Raw genomic sequence first — 16,076 nt, forward strand, 5'->3', positions numbered from 1 at the left:
AAGGGATGGCTGAGTGCCACCCCTTTTTGAATGTGTTTAGATGTCGTCTGGATTCATGAAGTAAGCCCAAACGAACGTTGCGATGACGCCTGCGAAAAACGTAAGTGGAGCCGCATAAAAAATTAAGAATTGATCTAATGTACTCATCGTATCTAACCTCCTTGTGAAGGATGATTCACGTTCATTAAACTATGATTTCGTGTATAATCGCAAGAGGACTGCTCGTACGTAACGTGCATATTCCCATTAAACTTGAACATTTGATGAACGAAAGGTAGGATTTTCATGCGTTTACGACATAAGCCTTGGGCAAAAGAATATATGGAAGCTCAAGAACACGTATTTATTCAACATCCTGAACAATTAAAAGGGAAGTGGAACGCCGAGTTCGGCAATGACCACCCGCTCTTTATCGAAGTCGGTTCAGGGAAAGGACAGTTTATTTTAGGGATGGCGAAACAACATCCGGACGTGAACTTTATCGCAATCGAACTATTTGAAAGCGTAGCTGTCTCAATCGTTCAAAAGCTCGTCGAGACACCGATGCCGAACGTGAGAGTACTGACGGTTGATGCGAAGCGACTCGTCGAATATTTTGAAGCTGGGGAAGTCGACCGCGTCTACTTAAACTTCTCGGACCCTTGGCCGAAAACACGCCATGCGAAACGTCGCTTGACGTACAAGACATTTTTAGCGACATATGAAGCAATTCTTCCGAAAGCAGGGGAGATTCATTTCAAGACGGACAACCGTGGACTCTTTGAATATTCTCTTCAAAGCATGAGTCAATACGGGATGTTCTTCACAGAAATTTCACTTGATTTGCATGTAAATGAACCGGAAGATAATATTCGAACAGAGTATGAAGAGCGCTTCAGTGCGCTCGGTCAGCCGATTTATCGAATGGAAGCTGTATTCCGTCCAAAAAATTGACACGCTTTTTTCTTATTTTAATAGTATTTTCTTCACACTTTTTTCTTTCTTCTTGGTACAATAGGAATGACGCTAAACTGGAATAAGAGAAGGGGGAACATGGGGATGTTGAAAAAAGCATGGGCAAGCCTGCTTGCAGTAATCTTCATTCTAACAATCGCACCAATGAATACCTCAGCGAACGAAGCGTTCTTGGACGCACTCGAAGAGGATTTGAAAGCGACGCATTACGATTATAAAGAAGGAACAGCTGAAATCATCAAAGAAGAGACGCTTCGCCATTCAAATGGCAACGAAGTGATCGCGGCTGTCGTAGAACTCGATACGATTCGTGATGGGATCTTCATCACACGTAAAACCGAGTACCATTACTTTGATGCGACAGACAACAAAATCCTCTCATCAGCAGACCTTGTAGAAGTTGAAGGAGCAGCCGAATTCGCAGATGCGAACATCGATATGCTCGGTCAAAAAATTGTCTACTGGTTGCCGGTATTGGTATTGCTTCTATTGATTGCGATTCCAGCACTCATTTTGTTCTTGGTCGTACCACGTTTCTATTCAACAAGCTCATATATGAATGCCGTATATGAAAAGAATGACAACCCACGTTAAGACATAAAAACACCCCGTTCTCTTGAACGGGGTGTTTTCATTGTTGCTTCAACTGGTCGACGATGTCTGTGAGAGACATGTCGTTTCCTGAGGAAACCGAAGCGATGAATGCACTTTCGACAATCGGACCGTCGAAAAATGCGACCTCGTTACTTCCTTCGTACATGTCGATGGCAAGTTCGGCGTTCATCGTCGCCGAACCGATATCGCTGAGAAGAAGCGCTTCCCCTTCGACTTGGTCGAGTGCCTCCAAGATGCGCGTGACGTCTGTTCCAATCGAACCGTCTTCGAGACCGCCGGCTAGATGGATAGGGACGGATGGCGCCATCTCTTTCATGAGATCTTGGATCCCTTCCGCAATTTTTGCACTGTGCGAGACGATAATCAATTCAACGATGTCAATCGACCTCCTTCATAATCGCGGCTAACAGAATCGAACTGGAGAGGGCACCCGGGTCGACCGTCCCACGCGAATTTTCACCGAAGTAGGAAGCTCGACCTTTCGTCGCCACCATATCTTCCGTTTTTTGCACAAGTTCGTCTAACTGTTGTTTGTAGTCGTCCCCTTGTTTCACATGTTCGAGGAACGGGTCCCAAACGTCGACCATCGTTTTCTGACCGACTTCTGACTTTCCACGCGCTTTAATCGAATCGGAACCTTCTTGGAGTGCTTCTTTGAGAAGATCAAAGTCAGCTTCGGTCGCATCCCCGAACTTGGTCGCCATCTTGACGAAAGCAGAGCCATATAATGGACCAGCCGCACCGCCTACTTTCGACATCAGAGTCATGCCTACTTTTTTACTGAGCGCTCCGAGAGAGTCATACTCCTCGTCTAAAATGGAAGAGACCGCGTCGAAACCACGGGACATGTTGATTCCGTGATCTCCGTCCCCGATGGCACGGTCTAAATCTGTCAGTGTGTCTTTTTGGTCTTCAATCCCGACTTGTGTGTCGCGTAACGCTTGCTTCATCCGATCAATCGTCAACATAAAACAAACACCTCATTTATCAAAGTTTAAATCCAAGTGCTTCTGATGGAGCATCTAGATAAGTGGTCATCTCATCATCAAGCGGTAACAGGGTAATCGAGAATCCGTGCATCTCGAGTGACGTCATGTAGTTACCGACATATTTCCGTTTCAACGTATATCCAGCTGCTTCGAGTTTTTGCGCGACAAAATGATACGTCACATATAGTTCGGATAATGGAGTCCCGCCCATTCCATTTACCATAACGGCGACTTCGCCAGGCTCAACTTCTTTTTTCAAATGACTGAGAAGGTCATCGACGATTTGGTCGACATCGCTCGTTGGTTTACGTTCGACACCGCGCTCCCCGTGAATACCAATCCCGATTTCCATCTCTTCCTCGTTCAAGTCAAAACCAGGCTTTCCACTCACTGGCATGTAGCAAGGTTCTACCGCCATCCCCATTGAGCGGACGTGTGATGCGACTTTTTCCGCAATGGATTTAACTTCCTCGAGTGATTTACCGCTTGCTGCAGCGGCACCTGCGATTTTATGAACGAAGACGGTACCGGCAACACCACGACGGTCTTCCTTGTTTGAAATCGCGACATCATCGGCGACGACAACATGGTCGACTTTGATCCCATCTCCTTCAGCCAATTCGGCGGCGAGTTCGAAGTTCATGACATCCCCCGAGTAATTTTTGACAATCAACAAAACGCCGTTGCCACCATCGGCTGCTTTGATTCCTTCAAGCACCATGTCTGGAGTGGGGGATGTAAAGACTTCCCCGCAAACTGCCGCATCGAGCATGCCGTCTCCGACATAACCGGCGTGTGCCGGTTCGTGTCCGCTACCACCACCCGAGACGAGCCCGACCTTACCGGATTTTGCACCGTTCGCCCGACAGATGACATTGAATCCTTCGACACGACCGTACAGTTCAGGATGGGCATGGACCATTCCTTCTACCATTTGCGACACGAGTTCACTTGCCTCACCGATTAGCTTTTTCACGCGAGATCACTCCTTTTTTAAATTGAAAACTACCAATTTCAATTTTCCACTCTTTCGCTGTAACTAAACAAAAAAACCGACGAATCATTCGTCGGTTTCGTGTCATGCATATTCGAGTAAAGCGCCAGTCTCAGAGTCGACTGTGAACTCATACGTTTTTTCTTCGTCATTCTCTAGAACTGAGATTCCACCTTTGTAGACATCGTATTCACGACCGTCATACGTATAAATCTCAGGTGATGCAGAGATCCATGCCCCTTGGACATGACCTTTCGCTGAGAAAGCACGTTTCGTGTATTCCAACGCGTTTTCTGCAGATAAGCTACGTTCATCTAAAGCCTTTTTCGTCATAAGTGCGGCAATGACGGCAACCCCGATTCCAATAAACCAATACCTTTTTTTCATATGACTACCTCCCCTTGAACTATGGCTATCATGTACATCGTACCAAAACCTGTACCCGAATGGAATGAAAAGCATTCGCATCCTATCAAAACTTTTGTATATAATGAGACAAGAACGGTTAGGAAGGGATGATAAAAGATGGATCAAAAGACGAGAGATTTATTTAAGACGTTAACAGAACTACCAGGTGCTCCTGGGTTCGAGTCAGAAGTTCGTCAGTTCGTACGTGAACGAATTGAACCACACTCAGATGAAATCGTCACAGATGGCATCGGATCAATTTTTGGGAAACGTGTCGGGGACGAAGCGGGACCTAAAGTAATGGTAGCCGGTCACATGGATGAGGTTGCCTTCATGGTGACACGCATCACGGAGAATGGCATGTTATACATACAACCGCTCGGCGGATGGTGGAGCCAAGTGCTCATGGCACAACGTTTTGACATCATCACTTCGAACGGGAAAATCCCAGGTGTCGTCGCGTCGACACCGCCTCACTTACTCGGACCAGATGCGATGAGTAAACCGATGGACATCAAACAAATGTTCATCGATATCGGTGCCGATTCAAAAGAAGAAGCAGAATCATGGGGAGTGCGTCCGGGTGTTCCTGCAGTACCATCGAGCGCTTTTACACCACTCCATCACCCGAAAAAAATTATGGCGAAAGCATGGGACAACCGTTACGGTGTCGGTCTGGCTGTCGAATTGTTAGAAGAGACGACAAAAGCAGATCACCCGAACATCTTGTTCTCGGGTGCTACCGTACAAGAAGAAGTTGGACTACGTGGAGCGCAGACGGCATCTGAATTGATTCAGCCAGATGTGGCACTCGTACTCGATGCTTCACCGGCGAACGATGCATCTGGAAGTAAGACGGAGTTTGGACAACTCGGTGAGGGTGCCTTGATTCGAATTTTAGACCGGGTCATGGTCATGTCGCCTGAAATGCGTGACTTCTTGCTCGACACGGCTTCTGATGAAAATATTAAGACGCAGTATTTCGTCTCGCCAGGCGGTACGGATGCTGGACGCGTGCATATGAGTGGAGAAGGTGTACCGACAGCCGTTATTGGTGTCGCATCACGCTACATTCATACACATGCTTCGATTCTTCATACAGACGACTACGATGCGGCGAAAGCATTACTGAAAGCGTTGGTCAAACGACTTGACCGTTCGACGCTTGAAACACTCCGTCCGTCTCGCTAAACGTACATGCCGTTCACTCATGATGTTGAGTGGACGGTTTTTTTGTGTAGATGTTCTTGCTATTTTAAGAAAACGCCTTATACTGATAGAGGTGTTTATACATATTTTTTACTTGTGTAAAGACATCTGTATGATTGTAAGGAGGATCTCATATGTTCAAGAAAAAAGGAATCTCACTTAGCCCGTCTGTTTATTTTGTGACGGCACTTAGTTATATGGCATTAGGGTTGTTCAGTACGTTGATCATCGGTTTGATTATGAAGACGATTGGTGGTCAGCTTGAAGGGACCGCACTTGCGGGAATAAGCGCGACGCTCGTTCAAATTGGGGACGTGGCGATGAGTCTGACGGGTCCAGCGATCGGGATTGCGATTGCTTATGCCCTTGAGGCGCCGCCTCTTATTCTATTTTCTGCACTCGTTGTCGGGACGTTCGGATACGAATTCGGACCTGCTGGTAGTTACATCGCCACACTTTTAGCTGTTGAGGTATCAAAACTTGTATCGAAATCGACGAAGCTTGATATTTTGGTGACGCCGTTTACGACAATCGCAGGCGGTTTTTTCACAGCGACATATATCGGAAAATATGTGGGGATGTTCATGACGCAGCTCGGTAGTTGGATTGAGTGGGGGACGGAGCAACAACCATTGTTCATGGGAGTCGTCGTAGCGACACTCATGGGATTGGCATTGACTGCGCCAATTTCGAGTGCGGCCATCGCTTTGATGCTCGGGTTGAATGGTATTGCGGCTGGTGCCGCGACGGTCGGATGTGCAGCTCAAATGATTGGGTTTGCGATTACCAGTTATCGCGATAACGGAGTCGGCGGAGCGATTGCGCAAGGAATCGGTACGTCGATGCTCCAAGTCGGGAATATCGTGAAAAATCCGTGGATTCTTTTACCCCCTACATTAGCTGGGGCTGTCCTCGCACCAATTGCGATTCTATTGTTTGAATTAGAAAGTGTGGCAGCCGGGGCAGGGATGGGGACGAGTGGACTCGTCGGACCGATTGTCATGCTTGAAACGATGGGCTTTAGTTGGTACACCTTTATCATTGTCCTCGGCTTCCTAGTCATTGGACCTGCTCTGTTAAGTTATGCGGTCTATGCTGTATTGAAAAGGACTGGACGTATTCAACCGAACGATATGAAAATTGACTATTAAAAGAAGCGCCGTTTGAAGCAAACGGCGCTTTTTCATGTCATCCGATACCGAATAAGACTTTGACAGAATCCACCGTCTCGCGAGGGACGCGGAAGCTGATGAGGAACAGTAAAAGGACGATTACATAGATTGGGATCAAATATCGTTTTCGTACAATCGGTAAATGACGGGCGAGTTGCTTGAGCCACTTTTCGAGGACATAAATGACGGCAAAGCCCACAACTAGCCAAATCAAAATCTCGAGTCTCGTTTTATCGGTATCAATAAATAAATATCCATATCGCAAAATGGCGAGCATGCCAAAGACGCCGACCATCTGTTCGAGCGGATGTTTCATTTCAGGATTCAATTTTTCTCGTGTCAATTTCATATGGTTTCACCTGTTTCAACTAGTTTCGGCTTTGATTATAACAAACAGCAGAGCAGAATGTGTGACAGGACTTATGCTATTATAAGTGAGGAAAAAACGAACAGGAGTGGTTAATCATGAAACAACTATCAACAATGGCAGAATATACAGAAGCAAAAGAATCGAAAAGTATTTTCATGTTCTCGGCAACATGGTGTGGAGATTGCCGTTTCCTCGACCCGTTCATGCCTGAAATCGAACAGAAATTTGAAGACTGGACGTTTTATTATGTCGATCGTGACGAGTTTATGGAACTTGCGCAAGAGCTCGATATTTTTGGTATCCCAAGCTTTGTCGCATTTGAAAATGGTAAGGAAATCGATCGCTATGTCGGTCGCGAACGGAAGACGCCGGAACAGGTCGAAGCATTCTTGAATGGATTAGGGTGAGCCTGTATGGAACGGAATGAGTTAAGACGCTATTTAGAAGCGAATTTTAAAGAGGACTATCGCACATCTTATGACCGCGAGAATGAGGTGTTGCGCGTCGAACGGAAAACTGATCGCTTTGGTGTGAATATTCGACTCGCACCAATCGTCGCGAAAGCGAAAACGCGGGGCAAAGTGGCAGTCGATGAAGTCATTGAATACATCGAGTCGGCAATGAAGGCAGATGATCACATCTCACTCGCCGGAAAATTAGATGCCATCTATCCGGTCATTCGTTCGAACTCGTTCGCAAAGACGACGAAAAGTGGGGAACCGCTAATTTTCAGTCCGCATACGGCGGAGACCGCCATCTTTTACGCGCTCGATCGCGGGAACGGCTATCGTTTAATCGAGGAGAAGCATGTATCCGGTGATTTGACGCTTGAAACGATTGAACGCATTGCCCGGGAAAACGTCAAAAAACTCCCGACCGAGATGAAACAAGATGAAGTTGCCGGCAACCCATTCTACTTTTTATCGACGCGAGACGGCTACGAGGCATCGCGCATTTTAAACGATGATTTTCTTCGAATGATGGAGCGCCGAGTCGAAGGGGATATGCTCGTCGGTGTACCGCATCAAGATGTGATGATCATCGCCGATATCCGAAACGACCAAGGGTATGATGCGATGCAACAATTGATGTTTGACTTCTTTACCAATGGTCGTGTCCCAGTGACTGCACTCGCCTTTCATTATGAGGCAGGGCAACTTGAGCCGATTTTTATTGTCGGAAAAAAGACCCCGCCATCGAACACATAATCTGATAAAATAAGTGAGATGAGTTTGAAAGAAGGGACGTAGGAACGTATGCAAATGAATGTGTTTTATAACCGAGAAGGAATCGGCGATGTACTCATGGTGTTATTGAAAGAGGGAGAACGTCACCATCAATCTGTAGAACGAACAGGTGACGTTGCCATCGTCAAATCTGAAGACGGAGCCGTCAACGGATATAATTTGTTTCAAGCAAGTGAGCACTTTGACGTCACAGGTTGGAACGGTCCAGTTGATTTGACGACGGAATTGGTTGAACAGATACAAGCTGTCTTGAAGGAAAATGGAATTGACGAAGACTTCTCATGGGTAGATGTGACACCGAAGTTTGTCGTTGGTTATGTGGAAAGTGCGGAAAAACATCCGGATGCGGATAAGTTATCCGTTTGCCAAGTTCAAATCGACCAAGGCACTGTGCAAATCGTATGTGGCGCACCAAACGTGGCGACGGGACAAAAGGTAGTCGTAGCCAAACCAGGAGCGGTCATGCCGACCGGTTTGATTATTCGACCATCGGCACTTCGCGGAGAGAGCTCGCATGGCATGATTTGCTCGGCGCGTGAATTAAATCTTCCGAATGCCCCGCAAGAAAAAGGGATTTTAGTATTAGATAACGAATATGAAGTAGGTACAGCATTTGAAATCGGTCGCTAAACTCGACCGATTTTTTGTTAAATATGGATTGAGTGAAAAAGCGAGGAATCAAGTATGGATGCATATGAACGTTCATTGAAACAACAAGCAGATCGAATCAAACGAGAGCTGTCGAGAGAAGGAAAGCCGGTCTCACCACCTCCGAAGGTAGATATCACCGATGAATTCATTCCGACCGATGTTCCTTCACCGATTTATGGATATGCACGTCCGAAACCGAAGATTGTTCTACCGGTCGAGCATTCTCCTGAAACGAGAGAACCGCTCGAAATGAGCACAGCATCTGAAGTGGTTCTGCCAGAAGAGTCACTTCAAGATGAAGAGACCACTAATGCGATTAGTCCTGAAATAGACGCAGAACATGTTGAAGACATTTCCGAGGAAACAATCGAAGAAGAAAAATCGATTCTCGGTCAGGTTTCGATTTTAGATAACGGTTTCTCATCCGTTTTTATGCAATCGACGGACTTATCCCGCTCGAAAAAAGAAGAGGTCGTGGAAGTTCAGCAACATGCAGCGCCAGATGAAAGTTTAGACATCGACGGTTCTGTGGAACAAATCGGGGAATCGATTGAGCAGATTGCAGAAAAATTACAAACGCCATCTGAACAAGAAGAATTACCGGCTGACACCGAATTGACACCGGCTGTTCAAGTTTCGTTTAAAGCCGACCAACCGCCTGTAAACGTGATGATGACGCCAAAAGATCGCATGGCGATGTATCGTAGCCGACGACTTGCGCAAAAAAACAATAATCTGTAATAGCACGACTCAGTGAGTTTTGCTATAATGACAAAGGTTTGTCGCATTTTGACGAGCCGCAATGAATTAGGGGGGCTATTTACAGATGAACCGTTATCACTTCGTCGGAATTAAAGGAACGGGCATGAGTCCTTTAGCTCAAATTTTATTTGATATGAATAATGAGGTCCGTGGATCGGACGTTGAAAAAGCATTTTTTACAGAAGAAGCATTGAAACGAAAAGGGATTGAAATTTTGCCATTCGACCCTGAAAATATTTCTGAAGATCAAATCGTCGTACAAGGAAATGCGTTCAGCGACGATCATCCAGAAATCGTACGCGCGCGTGAACTCGGATTGACGATTTATAAGTACTACGAGTTTTTAGGTGAGCTCGCGAATCATTACACAAGTGTCGCCATCACAGGGTCACACGGTAAAACATCGACTACAGGTTTGCTTGCACACGTCATGCGTGGAATCGAACCGACATCATTCTTGATTGGTGATGGAACAGGTGAAGGTGTTGCCGATTCGAAGAACTTTGTCTTCGAGGCTTGCGAATATAAGCGTCACTTCTTATATTACCGTCCGGACTATGCCATCATGACGAATATCGACTTTGACCATTCAGATTATTTCTCTGGTTTAGACGATGTCATCGATGCATTCCAGGAGATGGCGAAGCAAGTGAAGAAAGGAATCATTGCCTGTGGGGATGATGAGAATCTTCAGCATATTCAAGCGAACGTTCCACTCGTTTATTACGGGTTTGGGACGCATAACGATTTCCGTGCGGAAAACGTTACCTCTACAGAGAACGGAACGACGTTCGATGTCTTTTTACGTGATGATTTCTACGGAACGTTCCGCATTCCTGGATACGGCGACCATAGCGTGTTGAACGCACTTGCTGTCATCGCTACGTGTGATTACGAAAACTTACCTAAAGAGTTGGTGAAAGAGCGTCTTGCATCATTCAACGGGGTGAAGCGTCGTTTTAGTGAATCAACGCTTAACAATCAAGTACTCGTTGACGATTATGCACACCACCCACGTGAGATTAGTGCGACGGTCGAAGCGGCTCGGAAGAAGTATGGAGAGCGGGAAGTCGTTGCGATTTTCCAACCGCATACGTACACACGTCTTAAATCATTCATGGATGACTTTGCAACAGCATTGGCTGAAGCAGATACGGTCTATCTTTGTGATATTTTCGGTTCAGCCCGTGAACAAGAAGGGACTGTCACAATCGAGGACCTTCAATCACGAATCGACGGTGCGCATATTTTGAAACGTGGTGGTACGAGCGTCTTACGCAACCATGACAAGGCAGTACTGTTGTTCATGGGTGCAGGTGACATCCAAACGTACCAGCGCGAATATGAAGAAATCGTAAAACTTGAAGCATAAGACGGGGGAGGGACGAATGTCTCTCCTTTTTTATGTTTAGCCAACCAAAATCTCGGTAATAGTAGTATCGATGAATATGACAAAGGAGATGTTTGGAATGGCTAGTCAAGGTGCACTCAATACGTTAAACAAGGAAGTCGCAAACTATGGGTTACTGTTTGTGAAACTGCATAATTATCATTGGTACATTAGCGGTCCTCACTTCTTTACGTATCATGAGAAACTCGAAGAGCTCTATAACTTAGTGGCGGAACTCTACGATGACGTAGCGGAAAGACTTCTTATGAATGACGGTGAACCGTTTGCGACGATGAAAGAGTATTTGGAGCACTCGACGCTGACAGAAGGTGATCGTCATGCGGAAACGGATCAGATGATTAAAGATATCATCAACGACTTCAAACAAATTCGCCAAGAGATGCAAGATGCGATGGAAAACTTTGAAGACGGGGATGAAGCGATTGAAGATACGTTCGTCTCTCATATCGAGCGACTCGAAAAAGAAATTTGGATGATGTCTGCCGCACTCGGTAAAAAAACAAAATTGTAACCACAAAAATGGTGCGCCTTCGACAGGCGCACCATTTTATATTATTTCAAGTTTTCGGGATTGAGTGGAAGCAACGCATCGATGACGAAACGTCCGTCTTTACGAATGAGGACATCATCGAACCAGATCTCACCACCACCATAATCCGGGCGTTGGATGTTGACGAGGTCCCAGTGAACTGACGAATTATTGCCATTATAGGCATCGTCATACGCTTGACCTGGCGTGAAGTGGAAGCTGCCGTCAATTTTCTCATCGAAGAGGATATCTTTCATCGGATGTTGAATGTATGGGTTCACACCGATTGCGAACTCACCGACGTAACGAGCTCCTTCATCTGTATTGAATACTTCATTGATTCGTTCTGTATCATTGGCCGTCGCGTCCACGATTTTGCCGTCTTTGAACGTCAACTTCACATTCTCGAACGTGAATCCTTGGTATGGAGATGGAGTGTTGTACGTGATTACGCCATTGACCGAATCTTTTACCGGTGCCGTAAACACTTCACCGTCTGGAATGTTCATTTGACCAGAGCACTTGATTGCCGGAATATCTTTAATAGAGAACGAGAGGTCCGTTCCTGGTCCTTTCAATGTGACACGGTCCGTCTTGTTCATCAATTCGACTAATCCGTCCATTGCACGGTCCATTTTGCCGTAGTCGAGTGTACATACATTGAAGTAGAAGTCTTCGAACGCTTCGGTTGATTTACCTGCCAATTGTGCCATTGATGGAGAAGGGTAACGAAGTACGACCCATTTCGTCCCTTTGACGCGGTCTTCCGTGTGCATTTTACCGAGTGTGGCACCGACGAGTTTTTGTTGCTCACTCGGCACATCAGAGAGTTCGTTAATGTTATCACCGGCACGTAAGCCGATGTACGCATCCATTGCCTGCATCTGTTTCCGTTCGATGTCAGCCATGAGTTCGAGTTGCTCACGACTTGCTCCCGTATACAATTTACGTAAGATGCGACTTTCTTTCAACAAGACGAATGGGTGTCCGCCGGCCTCATATGCTTTTTCGACGAGTGCCTCGACGAGCGATTCCTCTACGCCAAAATTCTCAATCAGTACTTTTTCCCCCGGTTGTAACTTGACGGAATAATTGATTAAACCGTCTGCTAATTGTGTAATTCTTGGATCTCTCACACGACCACCCCTAATTTTTTTTATGAATTTCTATTTTAGTGTAATCGAAAACATAAAAACGGGTAAAGGAATAATCAGACCGAATGGCGAAAACGGTTGTAGCAAATCTTTTCAGTCATAATGGTGCTATAATGAAACAAGAAACGATTGAATAGGAGGAATGGATTGAATGGAAATCACATTAGGAGGCATCGCTGGCCTGATTGCGGCCCTCGCGTTTGTCGTACTCGTCATCTTCTTGGCACGTGTCTTATCGAATGTAAACCGTACACTCGGTAGCGTCGCCAATACGACAGAAAACTTAGAACGCCAGCTCGACGGAATCACAATGGAAGTGACGGCGCTCTTACATAAGACGAACCGTCTCGTCGACAACGTGGAAGAAAAAACAGAGTTGCTCGCACCTGTTGCCCATGCACTCGATGAATTAGGTACATCCTTGAACGAGGTAACTGAATCGGTCCGTACCGTCTCAACTTCTGTCCACTCGGCAGCGGATGAAAACAAAGAACAAATTGCTCAAGCGGTTCGATGGGGATCGGTCGCGGTAGAACTGTTCAAGAAAAACAAACCAGAATCATCAACTACGAAAGAACGTCCACGTCGTCGCACGCGACGCGAAAAGAAAGAGGAAGCACCTGTATCGCCCGACATGATTAACACGGACGATACAATCAAATAACGATACATCGAGGAGGAACTCACACATGACAGACCAAAAACAACTAACAGAACAGAATCAATCAAGTAGTGGATTTTTAACGGGTGTCATTCTCGGAGGGATCGTCGGAGCGGCTGTCGCACTATTGACATCACCGAAAAGCGGACGGGAAGTAAGAACATACCTAGACGAAAAGACATCTACATCGCGTGAACGATTGACTGTCAAATCGAAGGAAATGCGTGAGAAGGCAGAACCAGTCGTCGGCGAGTGGATTAAAGTGGCGAGCGATAAAGCGGCGCCGGTCCTCAATATCGTGAAAGATAAGGCGCGTGAAGCTGCCGAGTTAAAACAACAGATGGACGAGGATGACCTCTCAATTGAAGAGGCGATGGAGAAAGCGGATCAACTCGTCGCGGAAGCGGAATCTGAAGTGAAAGAACAGATGGACCGCGCGGCTGAAGAAGAGACGACGGACTCATCACTTGAATCTGAGTCGGACGATTCACTCGAAGCACCTGTCAATGAGATGCTCGATGATGAGTCGAAAAAAGAACTCAATGATTTGAAGAAAGACCTTAAGAAGGAAGAATAAAGTAGAAAGGACCGAACGCATTCGGTCCTTTTTTGGTGATTTTGTGACGTAGAAGGTTTCCTTATGACAAAGCGCACAAAGTTCGATATAATTAGGTTTCTGGAAAGAACGGCTTAAGAATGTGAGGGAAACGAATGAGTCCACAAGATCAATTGAATCGATTACGTCGAGAAATGGATGAATTGAACCATGAAATGCTCGACTTGCTAAGTCGGCGTGGTGCACTTGCCGTCGAAATTGGAAAGATCAAACGTCTTCAAGGCGTCGAACGATACGATCCGGTCCGGGAACGAGAGATGCTCGATTTCATCGCAGCTTCGAATCAAGGACCGTTCGAAACGTCACGTCTTCAACATATTTTTAAAGAAGTATTCAAAGCGTCTGCTGAACTACAAGGCGAAGACCGGGATAAGACGTTGCTCGTTTCGCGTAAACGTCAACCGGAAGATACGTTGGTCCATGTGAAGGACGTGACGATTGGGAATGGGCGTCCGCAGCTGATTGCGGGGCCATGTGCCGTCGAATCGTTCGAACAAGTGAACGCGGTCGCAGAGAAGCTCGCGTTGTCTGGAGTGAAAGTGATGCGAGGTGGAGCATACAAACCACGTACATCGCCGTATGACTTCCAAGGCTTAGGTTTTGAAGGGTTGAAAATGCTGAAGGCAGCAGCGGACCGTCATGATTTACGAGTCATCACGGAAATCATGACACCAGGAGCAGTCGAGTCGGCCTTGCCATATGTCGATATCATTCAAGTTGGTGCCCGGAATATGCAAAACTTTGATTTGTTGAAAGAAGTCGGTAAGACAGACAAACCGGTCTTGTTGAAGCGTGGATTATCCGCTACAATCGAAGAGTTCATTTATGCGGCAGAGTACATTATGGCGAGTGGGAACAGCCAAGTCATCTTGTGCGAGCGAGGGATTCGGACGTATGAGCGTGCGACTCGCAATACGTTAGACATCACGGCAGTGCCGATTTTGAAACAAGAGACGCATTTACCGGTTATGGTAGACGTCACCCATTCGACAGGTCGTCGTGACTTGTTGTTGCCGGCTGCAAAAGCAGCGCTTGCCATCGGGGCAGACGGTGTCATGGTCGAAGTACACCCGAATCCTGCCATCGCCTTATCGGATGCGCAACAACAATTGGATTTCGATCAATTCGATCAATTTGTGGAAGGACTGACGGTCCAGTTTCCTCAACTTGATTTGGTGAAAAAGTAAGCTTTCCAAATGGAAACGTTTTATATCGCATGAAGACAGGGTAAATGGATGACAGATACCTGTCTTCCTTTTTTAAGACGTTTTATGAAAACTTTTTGAAAATCATGACTTGTAGGAGGAGTAGTTTATGAATAGTAACAACGTAACGATTTACGATGTCGCACGAGAAGCCGGGGTGTCTATGGCAACCGTCTCTCGTGTCGTCAACGGAAACCCGAACGTCAAACCAACGACACGTAAGAAAGTACAAGATGCGATTGACCGTCTCGGTTATCGTCCGAACGCCGTCGCACGTGGACTAGCAAGTAAGAAAACGACGACGGTCGGTGTCATTGTACCGGACATCTCAAACATTTTCTTCGCCGATTTGGCACGAGGTATTGAAGATGTGGCGACGATGTACAAATACAACATCATCCTTGGAAACTCGGATTCAAGTCGTGACAAAGAAATCCATTTATTGAATACACTTTTAGGGAAACAAGTGGACGGCATCATCTTCATGGGTGGGCGCTTACATGAAGATCTCGTCGAAGAGTTCAAAAAATCACCGGTTCCAATCGTTCTCGCAGCGACATTGAACCAAGGATATGACCTCCCGGCCGTCAACATCGATTATGAGCAAGCGGCATATGACGCGACTCAGATGTTGATCAACCATGGGCATGACCGTGTTGGATTCATCACTGGGCCACTCGAGCAACAGATCAACGGCGAGAAGAAATTCGCAGGATACCGTCGCGCCCTTGAAGATGCAGGTCTTCCGTTCCACGACAACGATATGATTCTCGGGAATTACACATACGCATCAGGTCTTGAAGCGATGCAAAAAATGTTGCAGCGAGACGATTGCCCGAAAGCGATCTTTGCTGGGACTGATGAGATGGCCCTCGGTGTCATCCATGCCATTCAAGATGCAGGCTTCTCGGTTCCGAACGACTTTGAAGTCGTCGGTCACGATAACACGCGTCTTGCGACGATGATTCGTCCGAAGTTGACGACTGTCGTTCAACCGATGTACGATATCGGAGCCGTCGCGATGCGTCTCTTGACGAAGATCTTGAACGCAGAAGAAATCGAAGAGAAAAACGTCGTGCTTCCTCACCGGATCGAGCGTCGTGATTCGCTTCGCCAAGACTAATCAAAA

21 protein-coding genes are annotated in these 16,076 nt (G+C 46.4%); 14 read left to right on the plus strand and 7 right to left on the minus strand.

Translation table 11 applies throughout. The annotated features are described in order from the left end of the window. Positions 1 to 36: 36 nt before the first annotated feature. Positions 37 to 147: a hypothetical protein gene (locus tag KNP62_RS15770; RefSeq protein ID WP_012726769.1), complete on the minus strand. Its 111-nt coding sequence runs from the start codon at positions 145 to 147 to the stop codon at positions 37 to 39. A gap of 138 nt (positions 148 to 285) precedes the next feature. Here KNP62_RS15770 and trmB point away from each other — a divergent pair, with 138 nt between their 5' ends. Both trmB and KNP62_RS00375 read left to right on the plus strand, forming a co-directional pair. Next, entirely contained in the window at positions 286 to 933 is a 648-nt protein-coding gene (trmB, locus tag KNP62_RS00370; RefSeq protein ID WP_214782136.1) for a tRNA (guanosine(46)-N7)-methyltransferase TrmB, read from the plus strand. A gap of 105 nt (positions 934 to 1,038) precedes the next feature. Further along, a complete protein-coding gene (locus tag KNP62_RS00375; protein ID WP_251125541.1) occupies positions 1,039 to 1,548 on the plus strand; it encodes a hypothetical protein in 510 nt (169 codons plus the stop codon). Between the two features lie 37 nt (positions 1,549 to 1,585). Here the strand turns inward: KNP62_RS00375 and dhaM are convergent, their stop codons facing one another. From dhaM to KNP62_RS00395, 4 genes are all read right to left on the minus strand, one after another. Then, complete coding sequence (dhaM, locus tag KNP62_RS00380) at positions 1,586 to 1,936, minus strand: dihydroxyacetone kinase phosphoryl donor subunit DhaM (RefSeq protein ID WP_285800602.1); 351 nt, start codon at positions 1,934 to 1,936, stop codon at positions 1,586 to 1,588. A 10-nt stretch (positions 1,937 to 1,946) separates the two neighbouring features. Then, the gene (gene dhaL / locus KNP62_RS00385; RefSeq protein WP_214693332.1) at positions 1,947 to 2,537 is read right to left on the minus strand and encodes a dihydroxyacetone kinase subunit DhaL; all 591 of its coding nucleotides are present in this window, start codon (positions 2,535 to 2,537) and stop codon (positions 1,947 to 1,949) included. A 19-nt stretch (positions 2,538 to 2,556) separates the two neighbouring features. Beyond that, positions 2,557 to 3,534, minus strand: coding sequence for a dihydroxyacetone kinase subunit DhaK (gene dhaK / locus KNP62_RS00390; protein WP_214693331.1), 978 nt, complete (start codon positions 3,532 to 3,534; stop codon positions 2,557 to 2,559). A 102-nt stretch (positions 3,535 to 3,636) separates the two neighbouring features. Continuing rightward, positions 3,637 to 3,939, minus strand: coding sequence for a PepSY domain-containing protein (locus tag KNP62_RS00395; RefSeq protein ID WP_012726763.1), 303 nt, complete (start codon positions 3,937 to 3,939; stop codon positions 3,637 to 3,639). A gap of 138 nt (positions 3,940 to 4,077) precedes the next feature. Here KNP62_RS00395 and KNP62_RS00400 point away from each other — a divergent pair, with 138 nt between their 5' ends. Both KNP62_RS00400 and KNP62_RS00405 read left to right on the plus strand, forming a co-directional pair. Next, positions 4,078 to 5,151 carry a M42 family metallopeptidase gene (locus tag KNP62_RS00400; protein WP_214782140.1) on the plus strand — a complete coding sequence of 358 codons (1,074 nt, stop codon included), beginning with the start codon at positions 4,078 to 4,080 and terminating at the stop codon, positions 5,149 to 5,151. Between the two features lie 152 nt (positions 5,152 to 5,303). Then, a complete protein-coding gene (locus KNP62_RS00405; protein ID WP_214782142.1) occupies positions 5,304 to 6,320 on the plus strand; it encodes a PTS sugar transporter subunit IIC in 1,017 nt (338 codons plus the stop codon). Between the two features lie 37 nt (positions 6,321 to 6,357). Here KNP62_RS00405 and KNP62_RS00410 read toward each other — a convergent pair whose 3' ends face one another. Beyond that, positions 6,358 to 6,690, minus strand: coding sequence for a hypothetical protein (locus KNP62_RS00410; protein ID WP_214693325.1), 333 nt, complete (start codon positions 6,688 to 6,690; stop codon positions 6,358 to 6,360). Positions 6,691 to 6,806: 116 nt separating this feature from the next. Between KNP62_RS00410 and KNP62_RS00415 the strand changes: the two genes are divergently transcribed. The 6 genes from KNP62_RS00415 to KNP62_RS00440 all read left to right on the plus strand — a co-directional run bounded on the left by KNP62_RS00415 (position 6,807) and on the right by KNP62_RS00440 (position 11,293). After that, the gene (locus tag KNP62_RS00415; RefSeq protein WP_074033461.1) at positions 6,807 to 7,118 is read left to right on the plus strand and encodes a thioredoxin family protein; all 312 of its coding nucleotides are present in this window, start codon (positions 6,807 to 6,809) and stop codon (positions 7,116 to 7,118) included. 6 nt (positions 7,119 to 7,124) lie between these two features. Beyond that, the gene (locus tag KNP62_RS00420; protein ID WP_214782144.1) at positions 7,125 to 7,919 is read left to right on the plus strand and encodes a DUF1444 family protein; all 795 of its coding nucleotides are present in this window, start codon (positions 7,125 to 7,127) and stop codon (positions 7,917 to 7,919) included. Between the two features lie 54 nt (positions 7,920 to 7,973). Next, the gene (gene ytpR / locus KNP62_RS00425) at positions 7,974 to 8,588 is read left to right on the plus strand and encodes a YtpR family tRNA-binding protein (protein ID WP_214784000.1); all 615 of its coding nucleotides are present in this window, start codon (positions 7,974 to 7,976) and stop codon (positions 8,586 to 8,588) included. A gap of 54 nt (positions 8,589 to 8,642) precedes the next feature. Continuing rightward, the gene (locus tag KNP62_RS00430; protein WP_214782148.1) at positions 8,643 to 9,350 is read left to right on the plus strand and encodes a hypothetical protein; all 708 of its coding nucleotides are present in this window, start codon (positions 8,643 to 8,645) and stop codon (positions 9,348 to 9,350) included. Positions 9,351 to 9,435: 85 nt separating this feature from the next. Further along, a complete protein-coding gene (murC, locus tag KNP62_RS00435) occupies positions 9,436 to 10,743 on the plus strand; it encodes a UDP-N-acetylmuramate--L-alanine ligase (protein WP_214746404.1) in 1,308 nt (435 codons plus the stop codon). A gap of 97 nt (positions 10,744 to 10,840) precedes the next feature. Then, a complete protein-coding gene (locus KNP62_RS00440; protein ID WP_214693309.1) occupies positions 10,841 to 11,293 on the plus strand; it encodes a Dps family protein in 453 nt (150 codons plus the stop codon). Between the two features lie 41 nt (positions 11,294 to 11,334). Here KNP62_RS00440 and KNP62_RS00445 read toward each other — a convergent pair whose 3' ends face one another. Beyond that, the gene (locus tag KNP62_RS00445; protein ID WP_214746407.1) at positions 11,335 to 12,447 is read right to left on the minus strand and encodes an aminopeptidase; all 1,113 of its coding nucleotides are present in this window, start codon (positions 12,445 to 12,447) and stop codon (positions 11,335 to 11,337) included. 169 nt (positions 12,448 to 12,616) lie between these two features. Between KNP62_RS00445 and KNP62_RS00450 the strand changes: the two genes are divergently transcribed. From KNP62_RS00450 to ccpA, 4 genes are all read left to right on the plus strand, one after another. Further along, the gene (locus KNP62_RS00450; protein ID WP_214782151.1) at positions 12,617 to 13,129 is read left to right on the plus strand and encodes a DUF948 domain-containing protein; all 513 of its coding nucleotides are present in this window, start codon (positions 12,617 to 12,619) and stop codon (positions 13,127 to 13,129) included. A 25-nt stretch (positions 13,130 to 13,154) separates the two neighbouring features. Continuing rightward, positions 13,155 to 13,703 carry a YtxH domain-containing protein gene (locus tag KNP62_RS00455; RefSeq protein ID WP_214782154.1) on the plus strand — a complete coding sequence of 183 codons (549 nt, stop codon included), beginning with the start codon at positions 13,155 to 13,157 and terminating at the stop codon, positions 13,701 to 13,703. 134 nt (positions 13,704 to 13,837) lie between these two features. Next, on the plus strand, positions 13,838 to 14,929 hold the full coding sequence (locus KNP62_RS00460; RefSeq protein WP_214741397.1) for a bifunctional 3-deoxy-7-phosphoheptulonate synthase/chorismate mutase: 1,092 nt from the start codon (positions 13,838 to 13,840) through the stop codon (positions 14,927 to 14,929). Between the two features lie 127 nt (positions 14,930 to 15,056). After that, positions 15,057 to 16,070, plus strand: a complete 1,014-nt coding sequence (gene ccpA, locus KNP62_RS00465; protein WP_214782157.1) for a catabolite control protein A — start codon at positions 15,057 to 15,059, stop codon at positions 16,068 to 16,070. Positions 16,071 to 16,076 lie beyond the last annotated feature (6 nt).

This window comes from Exiguobacterium sp. s183, assembly GCF_018617655.1.
Lineage (GTDB): Bacteria > Bacillota > Bacilli > Exiguobacteriales > Exiguobacteriaceae > Exiguobacterium > Exiguobacterium aestuarii_A.

Bases quoted from the DNA above. Each gene is read 5' to 3' on its own strand.
- KNP62_RS00405 (WP_214782142.1), top strand. From the start codon at position 5,304: ATGTTCAAGAAAAAAGGAATCTCACTTAGCCCGTCTGTTTATTTTGTG.
- KNP62_RS00420 (WP_214782144.1), top strand. From the start codon at position 7,125: ATGGAACGGAATGAGTTAAGACGCTATTTAGAAGCGAATTTTAAAGAG.
- KNP62_RS00410 (WP_214693325.1), bottom strand. From the start codon at position 6,690: ATGAAATTGACACGAGAAAAATTGAATCCTGAAATGAAACATCCGCTC.
- KNP62_RS00430 (WP_214782148.1), top strand. From the start codon at position 8,643: ATGGATGCATATGAACGTTCATTGAAACAACAAGCAGATCGAATCAAA.
- KNP62_RS00455 (WP_214782154.1), top strand. From the start codon at position 13,155: ATGACAGACCAAAAACAACTAACAGAACAGAATCAATCAAGTAGTGGA.
- KNP62_RS00375 (WP_251125541.1), top strand. From the start codon at position 1,039: ATGTTGAAAAAAGCATGGGCAAGCCTGCTTGCAGTAATCTTCATTCTA.
- KNP62_RS00460 (WP_214741397.1), top strand. From the start codon at position 13,838: ATGAGTCCACAAGATCAATTGAATCGATTACGTCGAGAAATGGATGAA.
- KNP62_RS15770 (WP_012726769.1), bottom strand. From the start codon at position 147: ATGAGTACATTAGATCAATTCTTAATTTTTTATGCGGCTCCACTTACG.
- KNP62_RS00440 (WP_214693309.1), top strand. From the start codon at position 10,841: ATGGCTAGTCAAGGTGCACTCAATACGTTAAACAAGGAAGTCGCAAAC.
- KNP62_RS00400 (WP_214782140.1), top strand. From the start codon at position 4,078: ATGGATCAAAAGACGAGAGATTTATTTAAGACGTTAACAGAACTACCA.
- trmB (WP_214782136.1), top strand. From the start codon at position 286: ATGCGTTTACGACATAAGCCTTGGGCAAAAGAATATATGGAAGCTCAA.
- KNP62_RS00450 (WP_214782151.1), top strand. From the start codon at position 12,617: ATGGAAATCACATTAGGAGGCATCGCTGGCCTGATTGCGGCCCTCGCG.
- ccpA (WP_214782157.1), top strand. From the start codon at position 15,057: ATGAATAGTAACAACGTAACGATTTACGATGTCGCACGAGAAGCCGGG.
- KNP62_RS00415 (WP_074033461.1), top strand. From the start codon at position 6,807: ATGAAACAACTATCAACAATGGCAGAATATACAGAAGCAAAAGAATCG.
- dhaL (WP_214693332.1), bottom strand. From the start codon at position 2,537: ATGTTGACGATTGATCGGATGAAGCAAGCGTTACGCGACACACAAGTC.
- murC (WP_214746404.1), top strand. From the start codon at position 9,436: ATGAACCGTTATCACTTCGTCGGAATTAAAGGAACGGGCATGAGTCCT.
- ytpR (WP_214784000.1), top strand. From the start codon at position 7,974: ATGAATGTGTTTTATAACCGAGAAGGAATCGGCGATGTACTCATGGTG.
- KNP62_RS00395 (WP_012726763.1), bottom strand. From the start codon at position 3,939: ATGAAAAAAAGGTATTGGTTTATTGGAATCGGGGTTGCCGTCATTGCC.